We start from the raw sequence: 15,525 nt of genomic DNA, 5'->3' as shown, positions 1-15,525 counted from the left end.
CCGACACCCGCCCGGAAACCGCGATCAGCCCGGCCCGGAGCCGCCGACCCCGCGGCGTACCCGGCGTGCGCCGCGCACGACGGCGAACCCCTTGGTGAGCGCCCGGTCCACCGCGAACGTCCGCGCGACCGACCGGCCCTCGACCAGCCGCGCGAACTCGGCTGCGCCGGTGCCGCGTCGGACGGTCACCCGCTCCAGGGCGTACGGCCCCTGGCGCCGCCGCGCCAGGGCGTTGCCCACGGCCAGGGACTGGGCGAAGCCCGCCGCCCGCACCGACCGCCGCACCCGGCGGGTGGAGTAGCCGTAGGGGTAGGCGAAGGAGACCGGGGGAGTGTCCAGTTCAGCCGTGACGATCTCCCGGCAGCGCACGGTCTCCTCCCGCAGCGTCGCCTCGTCGAGCTGGTCCAGCTGCGGGTGGGTGTGGCTGTGGCCGCCGATCTCCACGCCCGTGGCGGCGAGTTCGCGCACCTGGCCCCAGTCGAGCATGGTGTCCGGGGCGCCGCCCTCGTCGTGGGCCCCGCGCAGCCAGCCGGTGGTGACGAAGACGGTGGCCGCGAAACCGTGCTCGGCGAGCACCGGCAGGGCGTGCCGGTGCACTCCTTCGTAGCCGTCGTCGAACGTGATCAGCACCGGCCGGGGCGGCAGCGGCCGCCCCGTGCGCCAGCTCCCGCCCAGCGCGGCCGCGGTGAGCGGGGTGAAACCGCGCCGGGCCAGGATCTCCATCTGCGTACGGAACGCGCCGGGAGACACGGAGAGGCCGTACGCGCCGTCGGCCGGACGGTGGCCGACGGCGTGGTACATCAGGATCGGCACGCCGCCGCTCACCCGGCCCGCCCCGCTCACCGCACCTCCTCACGCGCGCCCGACGGTTCGATCGGGGGCACGGCGAAGGACGCGCCGTCGCGCCGGACCCGTACGCTCCCCACGGCGTAGCCGGCCGCCGCGGCCAGCACCCCCGTCACCACGGCGCCTGCGCGGCCCGCTCCGCCGGGACGACCGAGCAGGAAGTCGCGTACTCCCCGCAGTGCCCCGGCCGGGAGGACGCGGGTGGTGTAGCGACGCTCGGACTCGAGTCCCCTGGCGGCACCGACACTCCGGGCGACGAGCGCCTTGGAGAGCCCCTCGGCGTACGTACGGGTACGGAAGTATCCGAAACGCTCCCGTGTCTCGGGGACCTTGTGGCGGATCACGGCGCGGTCGTCGATCAGCAGTACGGCACGGGGGAGCGCACGGGTGAGCCGGATGCAGAGCTCGGTCTCCTCACCGCCCAGCGGCCGCTTGTCCCCGTCCCGGCCGATGCCGGTGGCGAAGCCGCCCGCCGCGTCGAAGGCCGTGCGCCGGAACGAGGCGTTGCCACCGAGGACGTTGCGGACCCGGACCGTGCCGGGCGGCAGCCCCAGGTAGGTGCACCCGACGACCCAGTCGAACTCCTCGGGGAACCAAAGGGGCCTGCGGCCCGAGGCCCACGACGGGAGGGTCCGGCCGCCGACGGCCATCACCTCCGGATCGTCGTAGCCCTTGTCGAAGTGGCGCAGCCAGTCCCGCTCGGCCACCGCGTCGTCGTCGAGGAAGGCGACGATCGCCCCACGGGCGGCGGCGATGCCCGTGTTGCGTCCCGCCGACAGACCGCGGGGGCCCGCGTTCGCGAGCACCCGCACCCCCGGGCGGTCCGCGTACTCCTCGGCCAGGCGACGCAGCAGCGCCGGATTGTGGTCCACGACCAGGAGGATCTCCTCAGCCGGAAGGGACTGCGCGCCGACCGAGGCGACGGCCTCGAGGATGTCCGCCCAGCGCTCCTCGGTGTAGACGCAGATGACGACGGAGAAGCCGCGTGGACTCACAGCACCTGTCCCCGGCCGATGACGGCGGGAACGGCCGCCGTCCGGCGCCCGCCGCGGCGCACGCGCTTCTCCTGGAGGATCACCCGCAGCACCCGGAGCCCGTCGCGCACGGCGCTGAGATTGCTGACGCCGTGGATGCGGTTGTACTCGTGGCTGGGCACCTCCTGGACCCTGAGTCCGGCCTTGACCACCCGGATGTTCATCAGGGTCTCTATCTCGAAGCCGGTGCAGTCCAGGGCGATCCTGTCCAGGCAGTGCTTCCAGAAGGCGTTGTAGCCGTAGCAGAGGTCGGTGTAGCGGGCCCCGAACTTGCGGTTGACCACCGTGCACAACGCCCAGTTGCCGAGCTTCCGGACAGGCGTCATGTCGTCCGTCCCGCCGCCGTTGGCGAAGCGGGAGCCCTTGGCGAAGTCGGCGCCCCCGACCAGGGCGGAGACGTAGCTGACGATCTCCTCGCCGTCCGCCGAGCCGTCGGCGTCGACCATCACGATGATGTCGCCGGTGCAGGCGGCGAAGCCACTGATCAGTGCGTCACCCTTGCCCTTGCCGACCTGTTTGACGACCACGACGTCCGGCCGGAGTTCACGGGCGACACGGACGGTGTCGTCGGTCGAATTCCCGTCGACGAGCACGACTTCATGAATCCAGTCGGGCAGCGTCTTGAACACATAGGGAAGATTCTCCGCCTCATTCATGGCCGGGATCACGACACTTACCGGCGGCGCTATCGCGAGATGGGAAGAGATCGGACGGTATTCGCTCTTCATTCGAGCGGTTTCGGTCACTTCGACGGCAGGTCTGATCGAGGAAGGCAGAACTGAACTCATGAGTCTTTTCCCTCTCGTCCGGTGGACGGCCCGCCCCCGGGCTGTCCGGATAAAGGTCCGGTTCGAAAGGGGGGTTCTCACCCCGGCCATGACGGCATGGCGCTCCGAGCTGGCTGGATGAGCTGGCACAACTGGCCGCACGGCGACCGACTCGACTGAGTACGGCCGCTGGGCACGGCACCCCCCTACCGCGCCCCGCTCCGGTGTCCACCGCGGCTGCCTGAGCCCTCCCCTGGAGCCGCCTGGTGATGGTCCGTTGCGGGTTGATCTACGACGGTATTAACGATTGGAACTGTATGGCAAGACATGCAATGACGTCTCGCCCTTTTCAGACTTTGACGGAACTGTCACATTCGGCTGCGGAATTGACGCTTCCTATTCTTCGGCGCGTTACGGCCCTTCGGGAGCTGCGCCGACAGGTAGACGATCAGCGCGGATACGGAAATGATCAGGACGTAATTCCGCGCTGACCTGCTGCCCGATGCCGACAGGGCATGCGCCGCAAGGAGATCGACCATGAGCGACCCGGCGACGGAGACGGTGAGCCGGCCCGTCCATTCCAGCCCCGGCAGCCAGGCGTGAAGCGCGGCGGCCGGGGTTGCGAAGAGGTGAAAGAGCGTGAAAGGGGCGCGCAGTGGTGAATCGATCCCTGTGAGAGCCAGCGTGGCGCCCACCCCTGCCACCGCGGCCGCCGCGCCCGCCAACAGGGGCAGCGCATCTGCCCCTGGTGTCCCTTTCTCACCGTTGATGATCCGCATTGGCGACTTTGCCCCCCGGTGCGCCGGATGCCGGATTTCAATGTGACGTACCGCCAGAGGCCCGTCAAGGACACCTTGTCCAAGCTTCTTGGCATGGACACTTCCGGAATTCCCGTCGGTACTGCTACCACGGAGTAGGCAGAGATCCTGCCCAAGGAGGTTCCATGAAAATGTCCAGACTCGTGGCGTTCTCGTCCTCTCTCCTGCTCGGCACCGTCCTCGCTCTGACCGGTGCGAGCGTCGCCCAGGCCCAGGAATCCGCACAGTCCGTCGACTACGTGGCCCTGGGTGACTCGTACTCGTCGGGTGTCGGTGCCGGCGCCTATGACAGTGCGAGCGGTGACTGCAAGCGCAGCACCCGCGCGTACCCCGCCCTCTGGAAGGCGGCCAACAACCCCGCCTCGTTCGCCTTCACCGCGTGCTCGGGTGCCAGGACCGGAGATGTCACGGCGGGTCAGCTCGGACCCCTCAGCTCCGCGACCGACCTCGTCTCGATCTCCATCGGCGGCAACGACGCGGGCTTCGCCGATGTCATGACCACCTGTGTCCTGCAGTCCGAAGCGACCTGTCTGAGCCGGATCGCCACCGCCCGCGCCTACGTCGACTCGACCCTCCCGGGCAAACTGGACTCCGTGTACGCGGCGATCAGCGCCAAAGCGCCCTCGGCCCACGTCGTGGTCCTCGGCTACCCCCGCTTCTACAAGCTCGGCGGCAGCTGCATCGCCGGTCTCAGCGAGAAGGAACGCTCCGCCATCAACGGCGCCGCCGACTATCTCAACGCCGCCACGGCCAAGCGTGCGGCCGATCACGGCTTCACCTTCGGCGACGTCGCCCCGACCTTCACCGGGCACGAGATCTGCTCGGGCAGTGCCTGGCTGCACAGCGTGAACTGGCTCAACATCGGCGAGTCCTACCACCCCACCGCCGCCGGGCAGTCGGGCGGCTATCTGCCCGTCCTCAACTCGAAGGCCTGACCGCACCCGTGTAGCGCGGCGCGCCGGCTCAGCCGTGCGCGGAGGAGGGGGCTCCGTCCTGCGGGGTCTCCTCCTCGCGCGTCAAGGAGAGGTTCTCCGGGCCTCCGCCGATGAGCTCGTCACGCCTCTGCCGACGCGCTCGTCACGGCCTTCCCGCCGCCCCTCTCGTCGGTGTCGCCGTCGCCCGTCAGCGCCCAGACGAGACCGCCGGCGACGAGCAGTGCGACGGCTGCCCCGACGGCCACCAGAACGCCCCTGCGCTTCATGCGTCCTGCGGGGCCCGGCAGGTCCACGGCCGGCCCGGGCTTTTCCGGCCGTCGCGTCCACGTCGCCCGACGGCGCCGGGCCCGGCGGACCGACCGCCCCGCCGGAGGGTGATCCGGTCCCGCCCGCGGCCAGGATCCGCAGCCGGCGCTCCGCCTCTCCTGCGGTGAGCCGCTCGGCCGGATCCTTGCGAAGCAGCCCCTCGATGACGGGGGCGAGCGCGCCGGCCCGTCGGAGCGCTGGCGGCTCCTCGCCGCCCACCGCGCGCAGGGTGTCGGCCGGAGTGTCCCGGCCGAACGGGGACCGCCCCTCGGTGGCGGCGTACAGAAGCACTCCGAGCGACCAGAGGTCGGATTCGGGCCCCGGCGTGCGCCCCAGTGCACGCTCGGGCGCAAGGTATTCTGGTGAGCCGATCGGTTCACCCGTCACGGTGAGTGCGGGCGCCTCCTGGACCGCGGTGATGCCGAAGTCCTTCAGCATCACCCGCCCGTCGTTGGCCAGCAGCACGTTGCCCGGCTTCACGTCGCGGTGCAGGGCGCCGGCCTCGTGGCCGCCGCGCAGCGCCGCGAGCACCTCGGCGCCGATCCGGGCCGCCCGCCGCGGGGACAGCGGCCCGTCGGCGTCCAGGACGTCGGACAGCGTGAGTCCGCGGATCAGCTCCATCACGATCCAGGGCCGGGAGTCCTGGGTGACCACGTCATGGACGGCGACGACATTGCGGTGCGAGACACGGGCCGCCGTCCGGGCCTCCCGCTCCAGGCGGGAGTGCAGCCGCTCGGTGTCGGCGGCGGTCATGACCCCCGGGGTCCGCACCTCCTTCACGGCCACCTCGCGCCCCAGCACCTCGTCGCGGGCGCGCCACACGATGCCCGCCCCGCCCTCGCCCAGTGGGTCCAGGAGGCGGTAACGATCCGCGATCACACGTCCGGTGCCCGGGACTTCGCTCATCGGTGACCCTCCATCAGCAGCGTTGCGCAGTACGGACGAATCACCTCCAAGCTAACCCAACCCGTCCCGGAGACGACAGGATCCGGTAACGGGCCGTCAACCCCCGTATGCAGGTGTGTAATCCTGCGGCCGGGATACACGAGTGTCACCGCGGGACGATAGGGTTAACCTGCCCGGGCCGGGTGCCCTCGTACGGGTGGGGAGTGACATGGAACAGATAACGGTGCGCAGCAGGCCGCGTGTGCCTGCCATTACATGTGGGAGCAGTGCGACCAGTTCGCGCCTCGACCGCCATCTCGCAGTGCTGGGCGGCCCCGCCGTTCCGCAGCGCGAGTCGGCGGAGGCGACGCTGCTGATGCTCGAGCTCACCTCGCGCGACGCCGCGCACACCCGCAGGAGCAGGAGCGCGCGAGTCTCGCTCTTCGCCCCGCTGCGGCGACTGCGGCGCTCGCTCTTCGGCAGCCGCCGCTGACCGACGGCTGTCACGACCGGTCCGGCCCTCCGCTCAGGGCCGCGCCCACGATCACTCCGCCCCGGCGCAGTGCTGCTGACCGCCCATCCGTCATCCCCAGGGCCGGCAGCGTTGCGTCGGTGTGCTCCCCAGCGCCGGTACGGCACCCACCGGCGCCGGCGCTTCTGCCCGGAGCCGTCCTTCCCGGCATCACGGCCCGGTCTCACAGCAGTGCGAACTGCCCTTCCGGGCCTTCCTCCTGGTGATCCAGTACGGACGCGGGCCGACGGGCCGACGCGGGCACGGGAAGCACCCCGGCCGAGCGCAGACCGTCCCGGGTCAGAGCGCCCGCCCCCTCCAGCCCGTCCCGCAGCGTCTGCTGCCGGGGCCGCAGTCCTGCCAGCAGCGCCAGGACGGTGATCAGTTCCAGCAGCTCCGAAGTCCGCTCCTGCGGCCAGCCGCGCGGCCCCACGGCGGCCAGCCCCTCCGCCGTCGCCGATCGGCGCTCGAACCAGAGCTCCAGCACCCGTACCCCGCTGACCCGGAATTCCCAGGCCGCGGCCGGAACGGGCGAGACACGTCCCTCGCCGAGGACGATCGCCTCCTCGTCGGCGTCGTAGCGCAGGCCGTCCGGCCGGGGCGGGATCGGGGCCCGCACATACGGGCGCCGGCCGCCGGGCAGGCGTGGGCGTTCCCCACCGCGTGCCCCGCGCAGCTGGAGCCGCAGCAGCTCCTGGCCGAGCTCCACGCCCTGCGCCCACAGGGCCCCGTCGGCGGGCAGTGGGACGAGGGGTCCCGCGGGGGAGGGGAGGGCGGCGGCGAGGGTCCAGGCCAGGAAGGATTCGGCGGTGACCGGCGCGCCGTACCGGCCGGCCAGCAGAGCGGACAGCCCCGGTGCGAGATTGGGCTCGCGTCCGCCCGGCCGCCGGTAGAGCGGCCGTATCCGGCCGGGCCGCCCGGCGGGGGAGTGCCCGTCGGGCAGCAGTGTGGTCGCGGACAGGGCGGAGCCGCCGCCCTGGGGCACGTATCCGTGCTCGACGGCGAAGAGCTGGTGCTCGTCGGCGACCCGCCACAGCTCCGGGCGGGCCGCGTCGAGCAGCCGGTGGTCCGGAATCAGCCACTGTTCGTCGAAGGGGCCGTGCAGGATCCGTACGGGTTCGGGGTACGGTCCCGGGTCCCGGGCGAACGCGCTCGTGCCGGTGGACCTGCCCGGCAGTGCCGCGGCCGGGATCAGCGGCGTACGGGAGCGGCTGGGCCGGAACAGGCGTTCCTGCTCCGCGCCTTCCGCTCCCACCAGCAGATCCCAGCGGGCCCGGAGCGAGGCGGCGTCGGGGGCCGTCACCCAGGAACGTCCCGTTCTCAGGGGCCGGACCGACCAGGGCATGAGGTCGTCCAGCAGCGGGAGCGCATCGCCCCCGCCGGCTCCGGCCGCCACCCGTGCTGCCACCGTGTCGTCCTCCCCGTCGCCACGTCCGCCGCCTCCGGCATCGTAACCACCCCGCCGTCGCGGCCCCGCGGTCAGTGCGCGTCGACGGTCACCGAGAAGGAGAAGCGGTCTCCCCGGTAGCGGATGCGCGCCACGTCCACGACCGTGCCGTCCTCGTCGTACGTCACGCCGGTGTAGTGCAGGATCGGGCTGAGCAGCGGGACCTGGAGCAGCTCGGCCGTGACGGGGTCGGCGAGGCGCGCCTCGACGGTGTCCGTGATCCGGGAGATCCGTACGCCGACGGAGTCCCGCAGCACCTTGGTCATCGGCCACCGCTCCAGATCGGCCACGTCGAGCCGGGCCGCGATCTCCGGGCGCAGCGCGTTCTCCGCCCAGTTGGTGGGCTCGCCCGTCCCGTCGTCGCAGCGGAGCCGCCGGTAGCTGACGACCTCGGGACAGTCCGGGAAGAACTCGGCGAGATCACCGGGGACGGGTGTCCGGCCGTGACCGAGCACGGTCGTCCGCTCGCCCGACTGCTGGGCGACGATCGTGTCGATCGAACCCAGCAGCCGGACCGGCGACACCCGCCGGGCGCGCGGCTCGATGAACGTGCCGCGCCGCCGGTGCCTGCTGATCAGCCCCTCGCTCTCCAGTTCCTTGAGGGCCTGGCGCATGGTGAGGACGCTGACGCCGTAGTGCGCGGCGAGCTGTTCCTCGGTGGGCAGCCGCGTCGAGGCGTCCTGGGGGCGGCCCAGTATGGAGGCCCGCAGGGACTGCGAGACCTGGTACCACAGGGGCAGCTTCCGGTTCAGCACCAGGGAGTCGGGGGCGAAGCCGGGCCGACTCGCCTCGTTCACCTGATTCATCCGGTTCACCCGATCTCTCTGCGACGCGGCCGGCGGCGCGGTCTCACGGCCGGAAGTTGCGGCTCAGACCCTGCCACACGTCGTCGTATCCGCGCTGCAGATGGCCGGCGCCCGCCGCCTGGGCCGTCGCCGTGACCGGCCAGCGGGTCTCGAACATGAAAGCCAGACCGTCGTCGATCCGCTGAGGCTTCAGCTCCGCCGCGCTCGCCCGGTCGAAGGTCTCCCGGTCCGGGCCGTGCGCCGACATCATGTTGTGCAGCGAGCCGCCGCCCGGCACGAAGCCGCCCGCCTTGGCGTCGTAAGCGCCCTCGATCAGGCCCATGTACTCGCTCATCACGTTGCGGTGGAAGTACGGCGGGCGGAAGGTGTCCTCGCCGACCAGCCAGCGCGGGGCGAAGACGACGAAGTCGACGCCGGCCAGCCCCGGGGTGTCGGACGGCGACGTCAGCACGGTGAAGATCGACGGGTCCGGGTGGTCGTAGCTGATCGTGCCCAGCACATTGAAGCGGCGCAGGTCGTAGACGTACGGCGTGTGGTTGCCGTGCCAGGCGACGACGTCGAGCGGCGAGTGGCCGTACGTCGCCGACCAGAGGTTCCCGCAGAACTTGTTGACCACCTCCACCGGGCCCTCGCGGTCCTCGAACGCCGCGACGGGCGCCAGGAAGTCCCGCGCGTTCGCGAGGCCGTTGGCGCCGATGGGGCCCAGGTCGGGCAGGACGAAGGGCTGCCCGTAGTTCTCGCAGACGTACCCGCGGGCGGTGGCGTCCAGCAGCTCGACGCGGAAGCGGACGCCGCGCGGGATCAGCGCCACATGGCCCGGCTCGGCCCGCAGCAGGCCCAGTTCGGTGCGGAGCAGCAGGCCGCCGCGCTCGGGGACGATCAGGAGCTCCCCGTCGGAGTCGCCGAACACCCGGTCCGTCATGGAGGAGTTCGCGCTGTACAGGTGTACGGCCATGCCGCTGCGCTGCGTGGCGTCGCCGTTTCCTCCCAGCGTCCAGAGGCCGGTCAGGAAGTCCGTACCGGGCGCGGGGTCGGGGAGCGGGTCCCAGCGCAGCCGGTTGGGGTCGGGGACCGCCTCGGTGAACGGGGCGGTGCGCAGGGTGCCGTTGTCGATGCGGACGAAGGCGGGATGCGCGGCCGAGGGGCGGATCCGGTAGAGCCAGGAACGGCGGTTACGGGCGCGGGGTTCGGTGAAGGCCGAGCCGCTGAGCTGCTCCGCGTACAGCCCGAGGGGGGCACGCTGGGGCGAATTGCGGCCGTGCGGCAGGGCGCCCGGGACGGCCTCCGAGCTGTGCTCGTTGCCGAAGCCGGAGGTGTGGCCGAGGTTCTCCGCCGTTTTCCTCGCCTGCTCGATGCCGCTCATCTTGCGCTCCCGGTGGATGAGGAATCCTGTGGATCCCCTGACGAAGAATCCTATGCATCACCGTAGGAATCGAAACGAGGCCCGTCAACGGCATACGGGCATCATGGAGCCGTGTCCCACGCTCATACGAACCTCCGACGCGTCCCCGTGCAGCAGCGCAGCGCCGACCGCCTCGCCCGAATCCTCGACGCCGGCGCCGCGCTGCTCGACGAGACCGGTTACGAGCAGCTCTCCACCCGGGCGGTGGCCGACCGGGCCGGCGTGCCCATCGGCTCCGTCTACCGCTTCTTCCCCAACAAGAGGGCGCTGGTCGACGCCCTGGCCGAGCGGAACCTGGAGGTCTACGCCGAGCGGGTCGTCGCCCGGCTCCAAGCGATTCCGGAGCGGGAATGGCGTGCGGCCATCGACGCCGTGCTCGACGAGTACCTGGCGATGAAGCGCTCCGTCCCCGGCTTCGCCCTCGTCGACTTCGGCCCTCCCGCGCCCGTCGCCGGGCCGCTCGACGAGGTGAACCGGCGCGTCGCCGAACGTCTGACGGAGCTGCTCTCCGGCCATCTCGGCCGGGGGCGCGACACGGCCGCCTCCGATGCCGGTCTGCTCCGCACGGTCCTGGTCTGTGTGCAGGCCGCCGACGCCCTGCTCCAACTCGCCTTCCGTGCCGACCCGGCGGGCGATCCGGACCTGATAGCGGAGACCCGGGTGCTGCTCCAGGCCTATCTCGCGGGGGTCCTCGAATAACCGGTGCGTGGGCGGCGGCACAACGGGTGGCTCCAGCACCTCGCCACCATCCGTACCGGTCGGTATGCTCGGTCCGCCGGGTGCCCGCGCCCGCCTGGTGCGCCGCGGGACGCCGGATCACGCCCGCGCGCCACCGCTGCCGCCGCCCCGGGGAGGGCCCATGTCCCACGAATCCCGCACCGCTCTGCGTGTCTGCCCACTCTGCGAGGCCACCTGCGGACTCACCCTCACCATCGAGGGCACGGCGGTCGCCGGCGCCCGCGGTGACCGCGACGACGTCTTCAGCCAGGGCTTCATCTGCCCCAAGGGCGCCTCGTTCGGAGGTCTCGACAACGACCCGGACCGGCTGCGCACCCCGCTGCTGCGCACCGACGGCGTCCTGCGCGAGGCGACCTGGAGCGAGGCCTTCGACGCGATCGCCGCGAGGATCCCCGCCCTGACCGAGGAGCACGGCAAGCAGGCCGTCGGAGTCTTCCTCGGCAACCCCAACGTGCACACGATGGCGGGCGGGCTCTATCCGCCACTGCTGCTGTCCACGCTCGGCACCCGCAACGTCTTCACGGCCAGCACCCTGGACCAGATGCCCAAGCACGTCTCCAGCGGGCTGCTCTTCGGGGACGCCCACGCCATCCCCGTACCCGACCTGGACCGCACCGCCCACCTGCTGCTGATCGGCGCCAATCCGCTGGAGTCCAACGGCAGCCTGTGCACCGCCCCCGACTTCCCGGGCAAGCTGAAGGCCCTGCGCCGACGCGGTGGCACCCTCACCGTCATCGATCCGCGCCGCACCCGCACGGCGCGCCTCGCCGACCGCCACGCCGCGATCCGTCCCGGCACCGACGCCCTGCTGCTCGCCGCGCTCACCCAGGTCCTCGTCGAGGAGAAGCTCACCGACCCCGGCGTGCTCGCCGAACACCTCGACGGCTACGACGAACTGACCGAAGCCATGGCGGACTTCACTCCCGAGGCCGTGGCGGCGGCCTGCGACCTGGACGCGGACACCATCCGGGACATCGCCCGCGAACTGGCCGCGGCCCCCGCCGCGGCCGTCTACGGGCGCATCGGCAGCTGCACAGTCGAGCACGGCACCCTGGCCAGCTGGCTCGTCGACGTACTCAACATCCTCACCGGCAACCTCGACCGCCCCGGCGGTGCGCTCTTCCCGCTCGCCGCTACCGCCCGCGCCCCGCGCGCCGCCGCCCCCGGCAAGGGATTCGCCCTCGGCCGCTGGAGGAGCCGGGTCTCCGGACACCCCGAGGCCAAGGGGGAACTGCCCGTCGCCGCTCTCGCCGAGGAGATCGAGACACCGGGGGAGGGCCGGATCCGGGCCCTGATCGTCATCGCCGGCAACCCGGTGCTCTCCGCCCCGGACGGAGACCGCCTCGACCGGGCACTCGCCGACGGCCTCGACTTCATGGTCAGCGTCGATCCGTACCTGAACGAGACCTCCCGTCACGCCGACGTCGTCCTGCCCCCGCCGCCGCCCTCGCAGAGCGCCCACTTCGACTTCGCGCTCAACTCCCTCGCGGTACGCAACCAGGTGCGCTACAGCCGCCCCGCCGTCGCGCTGGAGGACGGCCGGATGGACGAGAGCGAGATCCTCGCCAGGCTCGTCCTCGCCGTCGGCGGCATGCACGGCGCCCCGGCGGAGGCCGTCGACGACCTCGCCATCATTGCGGCCCTCGCCAAGGCGGGGGCCCCCGAGGCGCTCGCCGGCGAGCTGACCGGCCGCACCGGCGCCGAACGGCGCCTCGACCTGATGCTGCGCCTCGGCCCGTACGGCCTCACGCTGGAACAGCTCCTCGCGCAGCCGCACGGGATCGACCTCGGCCCGCTGAAGCCGCGCCTCCCGCAGGTGCTCAGGACCCGCAGCGGCCGCATCGAGCTGTTCCCGGCGCCGATCGCCGCCGATCTGCCCCGGCTCCGCGCGTCGCTCGGTGCGCGGCCCGCCGGACTCGTCCTCGTCGGCCGCCGCCATCTGCGGTCCAACAACAGCTGGATGCACAACGTCGCCGCGCTGCGCGGCGGCTCGAACGTCTGCACCCTGCAGATCCATCCCCACGACGCGGCCCGGATCGGACTCACCGAAGGGGACACGGCCCGGATCACCGCGGCGGGAGGCGAGGTCGAGGCGCCCGCCGAGATCACCGACTCGGTGCGGACCGGGGTCGTGAGCCTTCCGCACGGCTGGGGCCACAGCCGCCCGGGAACCCGCATGTCGGTCGCCGGGGCGGAGCCGGGCGTCAATGTGAACCAGCTCCTGGACGGCACCCTCCTGGACCCGCTGTCCGGTACCGCCGTGCTCAACGCCGTCCCCGTCTCCGTAGCACCAAGTCGTTGACCTGGGGTTTTGCTCGTATTGCTCACACGTCAACATCTTGTTAACGCCGCTTCAGGGCCCCTAACGTCATCCGGACCGCCGAGACCGGTGGGAGTTCAAAGGTGAACGTTAGGTATCCCATATGTTGACAATCCTCGGCTTCGCCATGATCGCGACCTTCCTGGTCCTGATCATGACGAAGAAGATGTCGCCGATCGCGGCGCTGGTCCTGATCCCCGCCCTGTTCTGCGTGGCCGTCGGGCAGGGCGCGAAGCTCGGTGACTACGTCATCGAAGGGGTTGGTACCCTCGCGCCGACCGCGGCGATGCTGATGTTCGCCATCGTCTACTTCGGCGTGATGATCGACGTCGGTCTCTTCGACCCGGTCGTCCGGGCCATCCTGCGCTTCTGCAAGGCCGACCCGATGCGGATCGTCGTCGGTACGGCGCTGCTCGCCGCGATCGTCTCGCTGGACGGCGACGGATCCACCACCTTCATGATCACGGTCTCGGCCATGTATCCGCTCTACAAGCGGCTGAAGATGAGCCTGGTCGTGATGACCTGTGTCGCCGCCACCGCGAACGGGGTCATGAACACCCTGCCCTGGGGCGGCCCCACCGCCCGGGCGGCCACCGCGCTCAAGGTGGACGCGGCCGACATCTTCGTCCCGATGATCCCGGCTCTCGCCGTCGGCCTCCTCGCCGTCATCCTCCTCGCCTGGGTCCTCGGCCGCCGCGAGCGCAAGCGCCTCGGCATGCTCACCCTCGACGAGGCGCTGGTGACCGAGCGCGAGCCCGAGACCGTCCTCGTCGGCGCGGGCGGCGGCGACCGGCTCACGAAGACTCCGAAGGGCACCGGCACCGGCACCGGTGGCACGGGGAGTGCGGACGGCGCCGAAGGCGACGACGAGGACCAGGAGTTCAAGGGACTCGACCCCAACAGGTCCACGCTGCGCCCCAAGCTCTACTGGTTCAACGCCGGCCTCACCGTCGTCCTGCTGGCCGCGATGATCCTGGAACTCATGCCGATCCCGGTGCTCTTCCTGCTCGGCGCGGCCCTCGCCCTCACCGTCAACTTCCCCCACATGCCCGACCAGCGGGCCAGGATCGCGGCCCACGCCGACAACGTGCTCAACGTCTCCGGCATGGTCTTCGCCGCGGCCGTCTTCACCGGCGTGCTCACCGGCACCGGTATGGTCGAACACATGGCGGACTGGCTCGTCGGGGCGATCCCCGACGCGATGGGCCCGCACATGGCCGTCGTCACCGGTCTGCTGAGCCTTCCCCTCACCTACTTCATGTCCAACGACGGCTTCTACTTCGGAGTGCTGCCCGTGCTTGCCGAGGCCGGCGCCGCCCACGGCGTCTCCCACCTGGAGATCGCGCGTGCCTCCATCGCGGGACAGCCGCTGCACATGTCGTCCCCGCTCGTGCCCGCCGTCTACGTCCTGGTCGGCATGGCCAAGGTCGAGTTCGGCGACCACACCCGGTTCACCGTCAAGTGGGCCGTGCTCACCTCGCTGGTGGTCCTCGGCGCCGGAATCCTCTTCGGAATCATCTGATGCCTCCGGAACCACGGCCCGGCAGGGGCTGGCTGCTGCGCCTCGTCATCGCCTTCGCCTTCGCGCAGGGGGCGGTGTCGATGGCGCGGCCCGCCGTCTCCTACCGGGCTCTCTCGCTGGGTGCCGACGAGCGCGCGATCGGTGTCATCGCCGGTGTGTACGCGCTCCTGCCGCTCTTCGCCGCCGTACCTCTGGGCCGCCGGACCGATCACGGCCGCTGCGCGCCGCTGCTGCCCGTCGGGGTCGTCCTGATCGGCGGCGGCTGCGCGCTCAGCGGCACCTCGGGCTCCCTCACGGCGCTGGCCGCCTGGAGCGGGGTCATGGGCCTCGGCCACCTCTGCTTCGTGATCGGCGCCCAGTCGCTCGTCGCCCGGCAGTCGGCGCCTGCCGAACAGGACCGCAACTTCGGCCACTTCACCATCGGCACCTCCCTCGGCCAGCTCGTGGGACCGATCGCCGCGGGCTACCTCATCTCCGAGCGTGACGGCGCGATGGCCGGTACGAGCGCCCTCGCCCTGATCGTCTCGGCGGCCGTCGCCGCCGTCTCCTTCACCTCGCTGTGGCGCATCGAGCACCGCGGTGCCGCCGGGGTGCCCCGGCAGGCCGCCCGGAAGGTTCCGGTGGGCAGCATCCTGCGCACCCGGGGGGTCCCGGCCGGCATCTTCATCAGCCTCGCCGTGCTCAGCGCCACCGACATCCTCACCGCCTATCTGCCGGTGGTCGGCGAACACCGAGGTATCCCACCCGCCACCGTCGGCCTGCTGCTCAGCCTGCGGGCCGCCGCGACCATCGCCTGCCGGCTGGTCATGACACCGATGCTGCGCGCGGTGGGCAGGGCCGCCCTCCTCTCCACGACCTGCCTGCTCGGCGGCCTCCTCTGCGCGGCCATCGCCCTGCCCGTCCCGGTGTGGGGGCTCGCCGTGATGCTCGCCGTGCTGGGCTTCTGCCTGGGCGTCGGCCAGCCGCTCTCGATGACCACCGTCGTGCAGGCGGCCCCTGCGGCGGCCCGCTCCACCGCGCTGGCCCTCAGGCTCACGGGCAACCGGCTCGGCCAGGTCGCGGCCCCCGCCTCGGCCGGGCTGATCGCCGGAGTCGCGGGCACCGCCGCGCCGTTCGTGATGCTGGGCGTCCTGCTCGTCGGGGCGGCGGGACTCGGGCTGCGGGGCGGCGGGGCCGGGGCGGCGGACC

The 15,525-nt window shown here is 71.8% G+C and carries 14 protein-coding genes; 6 read left to right on the top strand and 8 right to left on the bottom strand.

Annotated features, from left to right (window positions below; genetic code table 11):
* Window positions 1-24: 24 nt before the first annotated feature.
* The 4 genes from ACFWFI_RS30115 to ACFWFI_RS30100 all read right to left on the bottom strand — a co-directional run bounded on the left by ACFWFI_RS30115 (window position 25) and on the right by ACFWFI_RS30100 (window position 3,426).
* Window positions 25-801, bottom strand: a complete 777-nt coding sequence (locus ACFWFI_RS30115; protein WP_387396201.1) for a polysaccharide deacetylase family protein — start codon at window positions 799-801, stop codon at window positions 25-27.
* A 38-nt stretch (window positions 802-839) separates the two neighbouring features.
* Window positions 840-1,841 carry a glycosyltransferase family 2 protein gene (locus ACFWFI_RS30110; protein WP_387396199.1) on the bottom strand — a complete coding sequence of 334 codons (1,002 nt, stop codon included), beginning with the start codon at window positions 1,839-1,841 and terminating at the stop codon, window positions 840-842.
* Entirely contained in the window at window positions 1,838-2,668 is an 831-nt protein-coding gene (locus ACFWFI_RS30105; protein WP_387396197.1) for a glycosyltransferase family 2 protein, read from the bottom strand. The genes ACFWFI_RS30110 and ACFWFI_RS30105 overlap by 4 nt, the downstream gene beginning before the upstream one ends.
* Window positions 2,669-3,015: 347 nt before the next feature.
* On the bottom strand, window positions 3,016-3,426 hold the full coding sequence (locus ACFWFI_RS30100) for a hypothetical protein (RefSeq protein ID WP_387396194.1): 411 nt from the start codon (window positions 3,424-3,426) through the stop codon (window positions 3,016-3,018).
* Between the two features lie 164 nt (window positions 3,427-3,590).
* On the opposite strand from ACFWFI_RS30100, the gene ACFWFI_RS30095 reads away from it, so the two are divergent.
* Window positions 3,591-4,400: an SGNH/GDSL hydrolase family protein gene (locus tag ACFWFI_RS30095; protein WP_387396191.1), complete on the top strand. Its 810-nt coding sequence runs from the start codon at window positions 3,591-3,593 to the stop codon at window positions 4,398-4,400.
* 81 nt (window positions 4,401-4,481) lie between these two features.
* On the opposite strand, the gene ACFWFI_RS30090 is transcribed toward ACFWFI_RS30095, so the two are convergent.
* Window positions 4,482-5,612 (bottom strand): serine/threonine-protein kinase, encoded by a 1,131-nt coding sequence (locus tag ACFWFI_RS30090; protein WP_387396189.1) that lies wholly within the window; start codon window positions 5,610-5,612, stop codon window positions 4,482-4,484.
* 208 nt (window positions 5,613-5,820) lie between these two features.
* Here ACFWFI_RS30090 and ACFWFI_RS30085 point away from each other — a divergent pair, with 208 nt between their 5' ends.
* Complete coding sequence (locus tag ACFWFI_RS30085) at window positions 5,821-6,084, top strand: hypothetical protein (protein WP_387396187.1); 264 nt, start codon at window positions 5,821-5,823, stop codon at window positions 6,082-6,084.
* 202 nt (window positions 6,085-6,286) lie between these two features.
* Here ACFWFI_RS30085 and ACFWFI_RS30080 read toward each other — a convergent pair whose 3' ends face one another.
* The 3 genes from ACFWFI_RS30080 to hmgA all read right to left on the bottom strand — a co-directional run bounded on the left by ACFWFI_RS30080 (window position 6,287) and on the right by hmgA (window position 9,718).
* The gene (locus tag ACFWFI_RS30080; protein ID WP_387396184.1) at window positions 6,287-7,510 is read right to left on the bottom strand and encodes a type ISP restriction/modification enzyme; all 1,224 of its coding nucleotides are present in this window, start codon (window positions 7,508-7,510) and stop codon (window positions 6,287-6,289) included.
* 71 nt (window positions 7,511-7,581) lie between these two features.
* On the bottom strand, window positions 7,582-8,355 hold the full coding sequence (locus ACFWFI_RS30075) for a GntR family transcriptional regulator (RefSeq protein WP_387396182.1): 774 nt from the start codon (window positions 8,353-8,355) through the stop codon (window positions 7,582-7,584).
* 43 nt (window positions 8,356-8,398) lie between these two features.
* A complete protein-coding gene (gene hmgA, locus ACFWFI_RS30070) occupies window positions 8,399-9,718 on the bottom strand; it encodes a homogentisate 1,2-dioxygenase (protein WP_387396180.1) in 1,320 nt (439 codons plus the stop codon).
* 111 nt (window positions 9,719-9,829) lie between these two features.
* Between hmgA and ACFWFI_RS30065 the strand changes: the two genes are divergently transcribed.
* The 4 genes from ACFWFI_RS30065 to ACFWFI_RS30050 form a co-directional block, all read left to right on the top strand.
* Window positions 9,830-10,456, top strand: a complete 627-nt coding sequence (locus ACFWFI_RS30065) for a TetR/AcrR family transcriptional regulator (RefSeq protein ID WP_387396178.1) — start codon at window positions 9,830-9,832, stop codon at window positions 10,454-10,456.
* Between the two features lie 160 nt (window positions 10,457-10,616).
* Window positions 10,617-12,797, top strand: coding sequence for a molybdopterin oxidoreductase family protein (locus ACFWFI_RS30060; RefSeq protein WP_387396175.1), 2,181 nt, complete (start codon window positions 10,617-10,619; stop codon window positions 12,795-12,797).
* Window positions 12,798-12,918: 121 nt separating this feature from the next.
* The gene (locus ACFWFI_RS30055; RefSeq protein WP_387396172.1) at window positions 12,919-14,337 is read left to right on the top strand and encodes a CitMHS family transporter; all 1,419 of its coding nucleotides are present in this window, start codon (window positions 12,919-12,921) and stop codon (window positions 14,335-14,337) included.
* Window positions 14,337-15,525, top strand: a 1,189-nt coding sequence (locus tag ACFWFI_RS30050) for an MFS transporter (protein WP_387396170.1), incomplete at its 3' end; no start/stop codon positions are given. The genes ACFWFI_RS30055 and ACFWFI_RS30050, both read left to right, overlap by 1 nt.

Origin of the sequence: Streptomyces sp. NPDC060209 (genome assembly GCF_042728155.1) — a bacterium.
GTDB lineage: Bacteria > Actinomycetota > Actinomycetes > Streptomycetales > Streptomycetaceae > Streptomyces.
The sequence above is the reverse complement of the archived record's forward strand: the minus strand, read 5'-3'. Positions and strand labels throughout refer to the sequence as shown.

Bases quoted from the DNA above. Each gene is read 5' to 3' on its own strand.
- hmgA (WP_387396180.1), bottom strand. From the start codon at position 9,718: ATGAGCGGCATCGAGCAGGCGAGGAAAACGGCGGAGAACCTCGGCCAC.
- ACFWFI_RS30085 (WP_387396187.1), top strand. From the start codon at position 5,821: ATGGAACAGATAACGGTGCGCAGCAGGCCGCGTGTGCCTGCCATTACA.
- ACFWFI_RS30105 (WP_387396197.1), bottom strand. From the start codon at position 2,668: ATGAGTTCAGTTCTGCCTTCCTCGATCAGACCTGCCGTCGAAGTGACC.
- ACFWFI_RS30095 (WP_387396191.1), top strand. From the start codon at position 3,591: ATGAAAATGTCCAGACTCGTGGCGTTCTCGTCCTCTCTCCTGCTCGGC.
- ACFWFI_RS30115 (WP_387396201.1), bottom strand. From the start codon at position 801: ATGTACCACGCCGTCGGCCACCGTCCGGCCGACGGCGCGTACGGCCTC.
- ACFWFI_RS30090 (WP_387396189.1), bottom strand. From the start codon at position 5,612: ATGAGCGAAGTCCCGGGCACCGGACGTGTGATCGCGGATCGTTACCGC.
- ACFWFI_RS30075 (WP_387396182.1), bottom strand. From the start codon at position 8,355: ATGAATCAGGTGAACGAGGCGAGTCGGCCCGGCTTCGCCCCCGACTCC.
- ACFWFI_RS30055 (WP_387396172.1), top strand. From the start codon at position 12,919: ATGTTGACAATCCTCGGCTTCGCCATGATCGCGACCTTCCTGGTCCTG.
- ACFWFI_RS30060 (WP_387396175.1), top strand. From the start codon at position 10,617: ATGTCCCACGAATCCCGCACCGCTCTGCGTGTCTGCCCACTCTGCGAG.
- ACFWFI_RS30100 (WP_387396194.1), bottom strand. From the start codon at position 3,426: ATGCGGATCATCAACGGTGAGAAAGGGACACCAGGGGCAGATGCGCTG.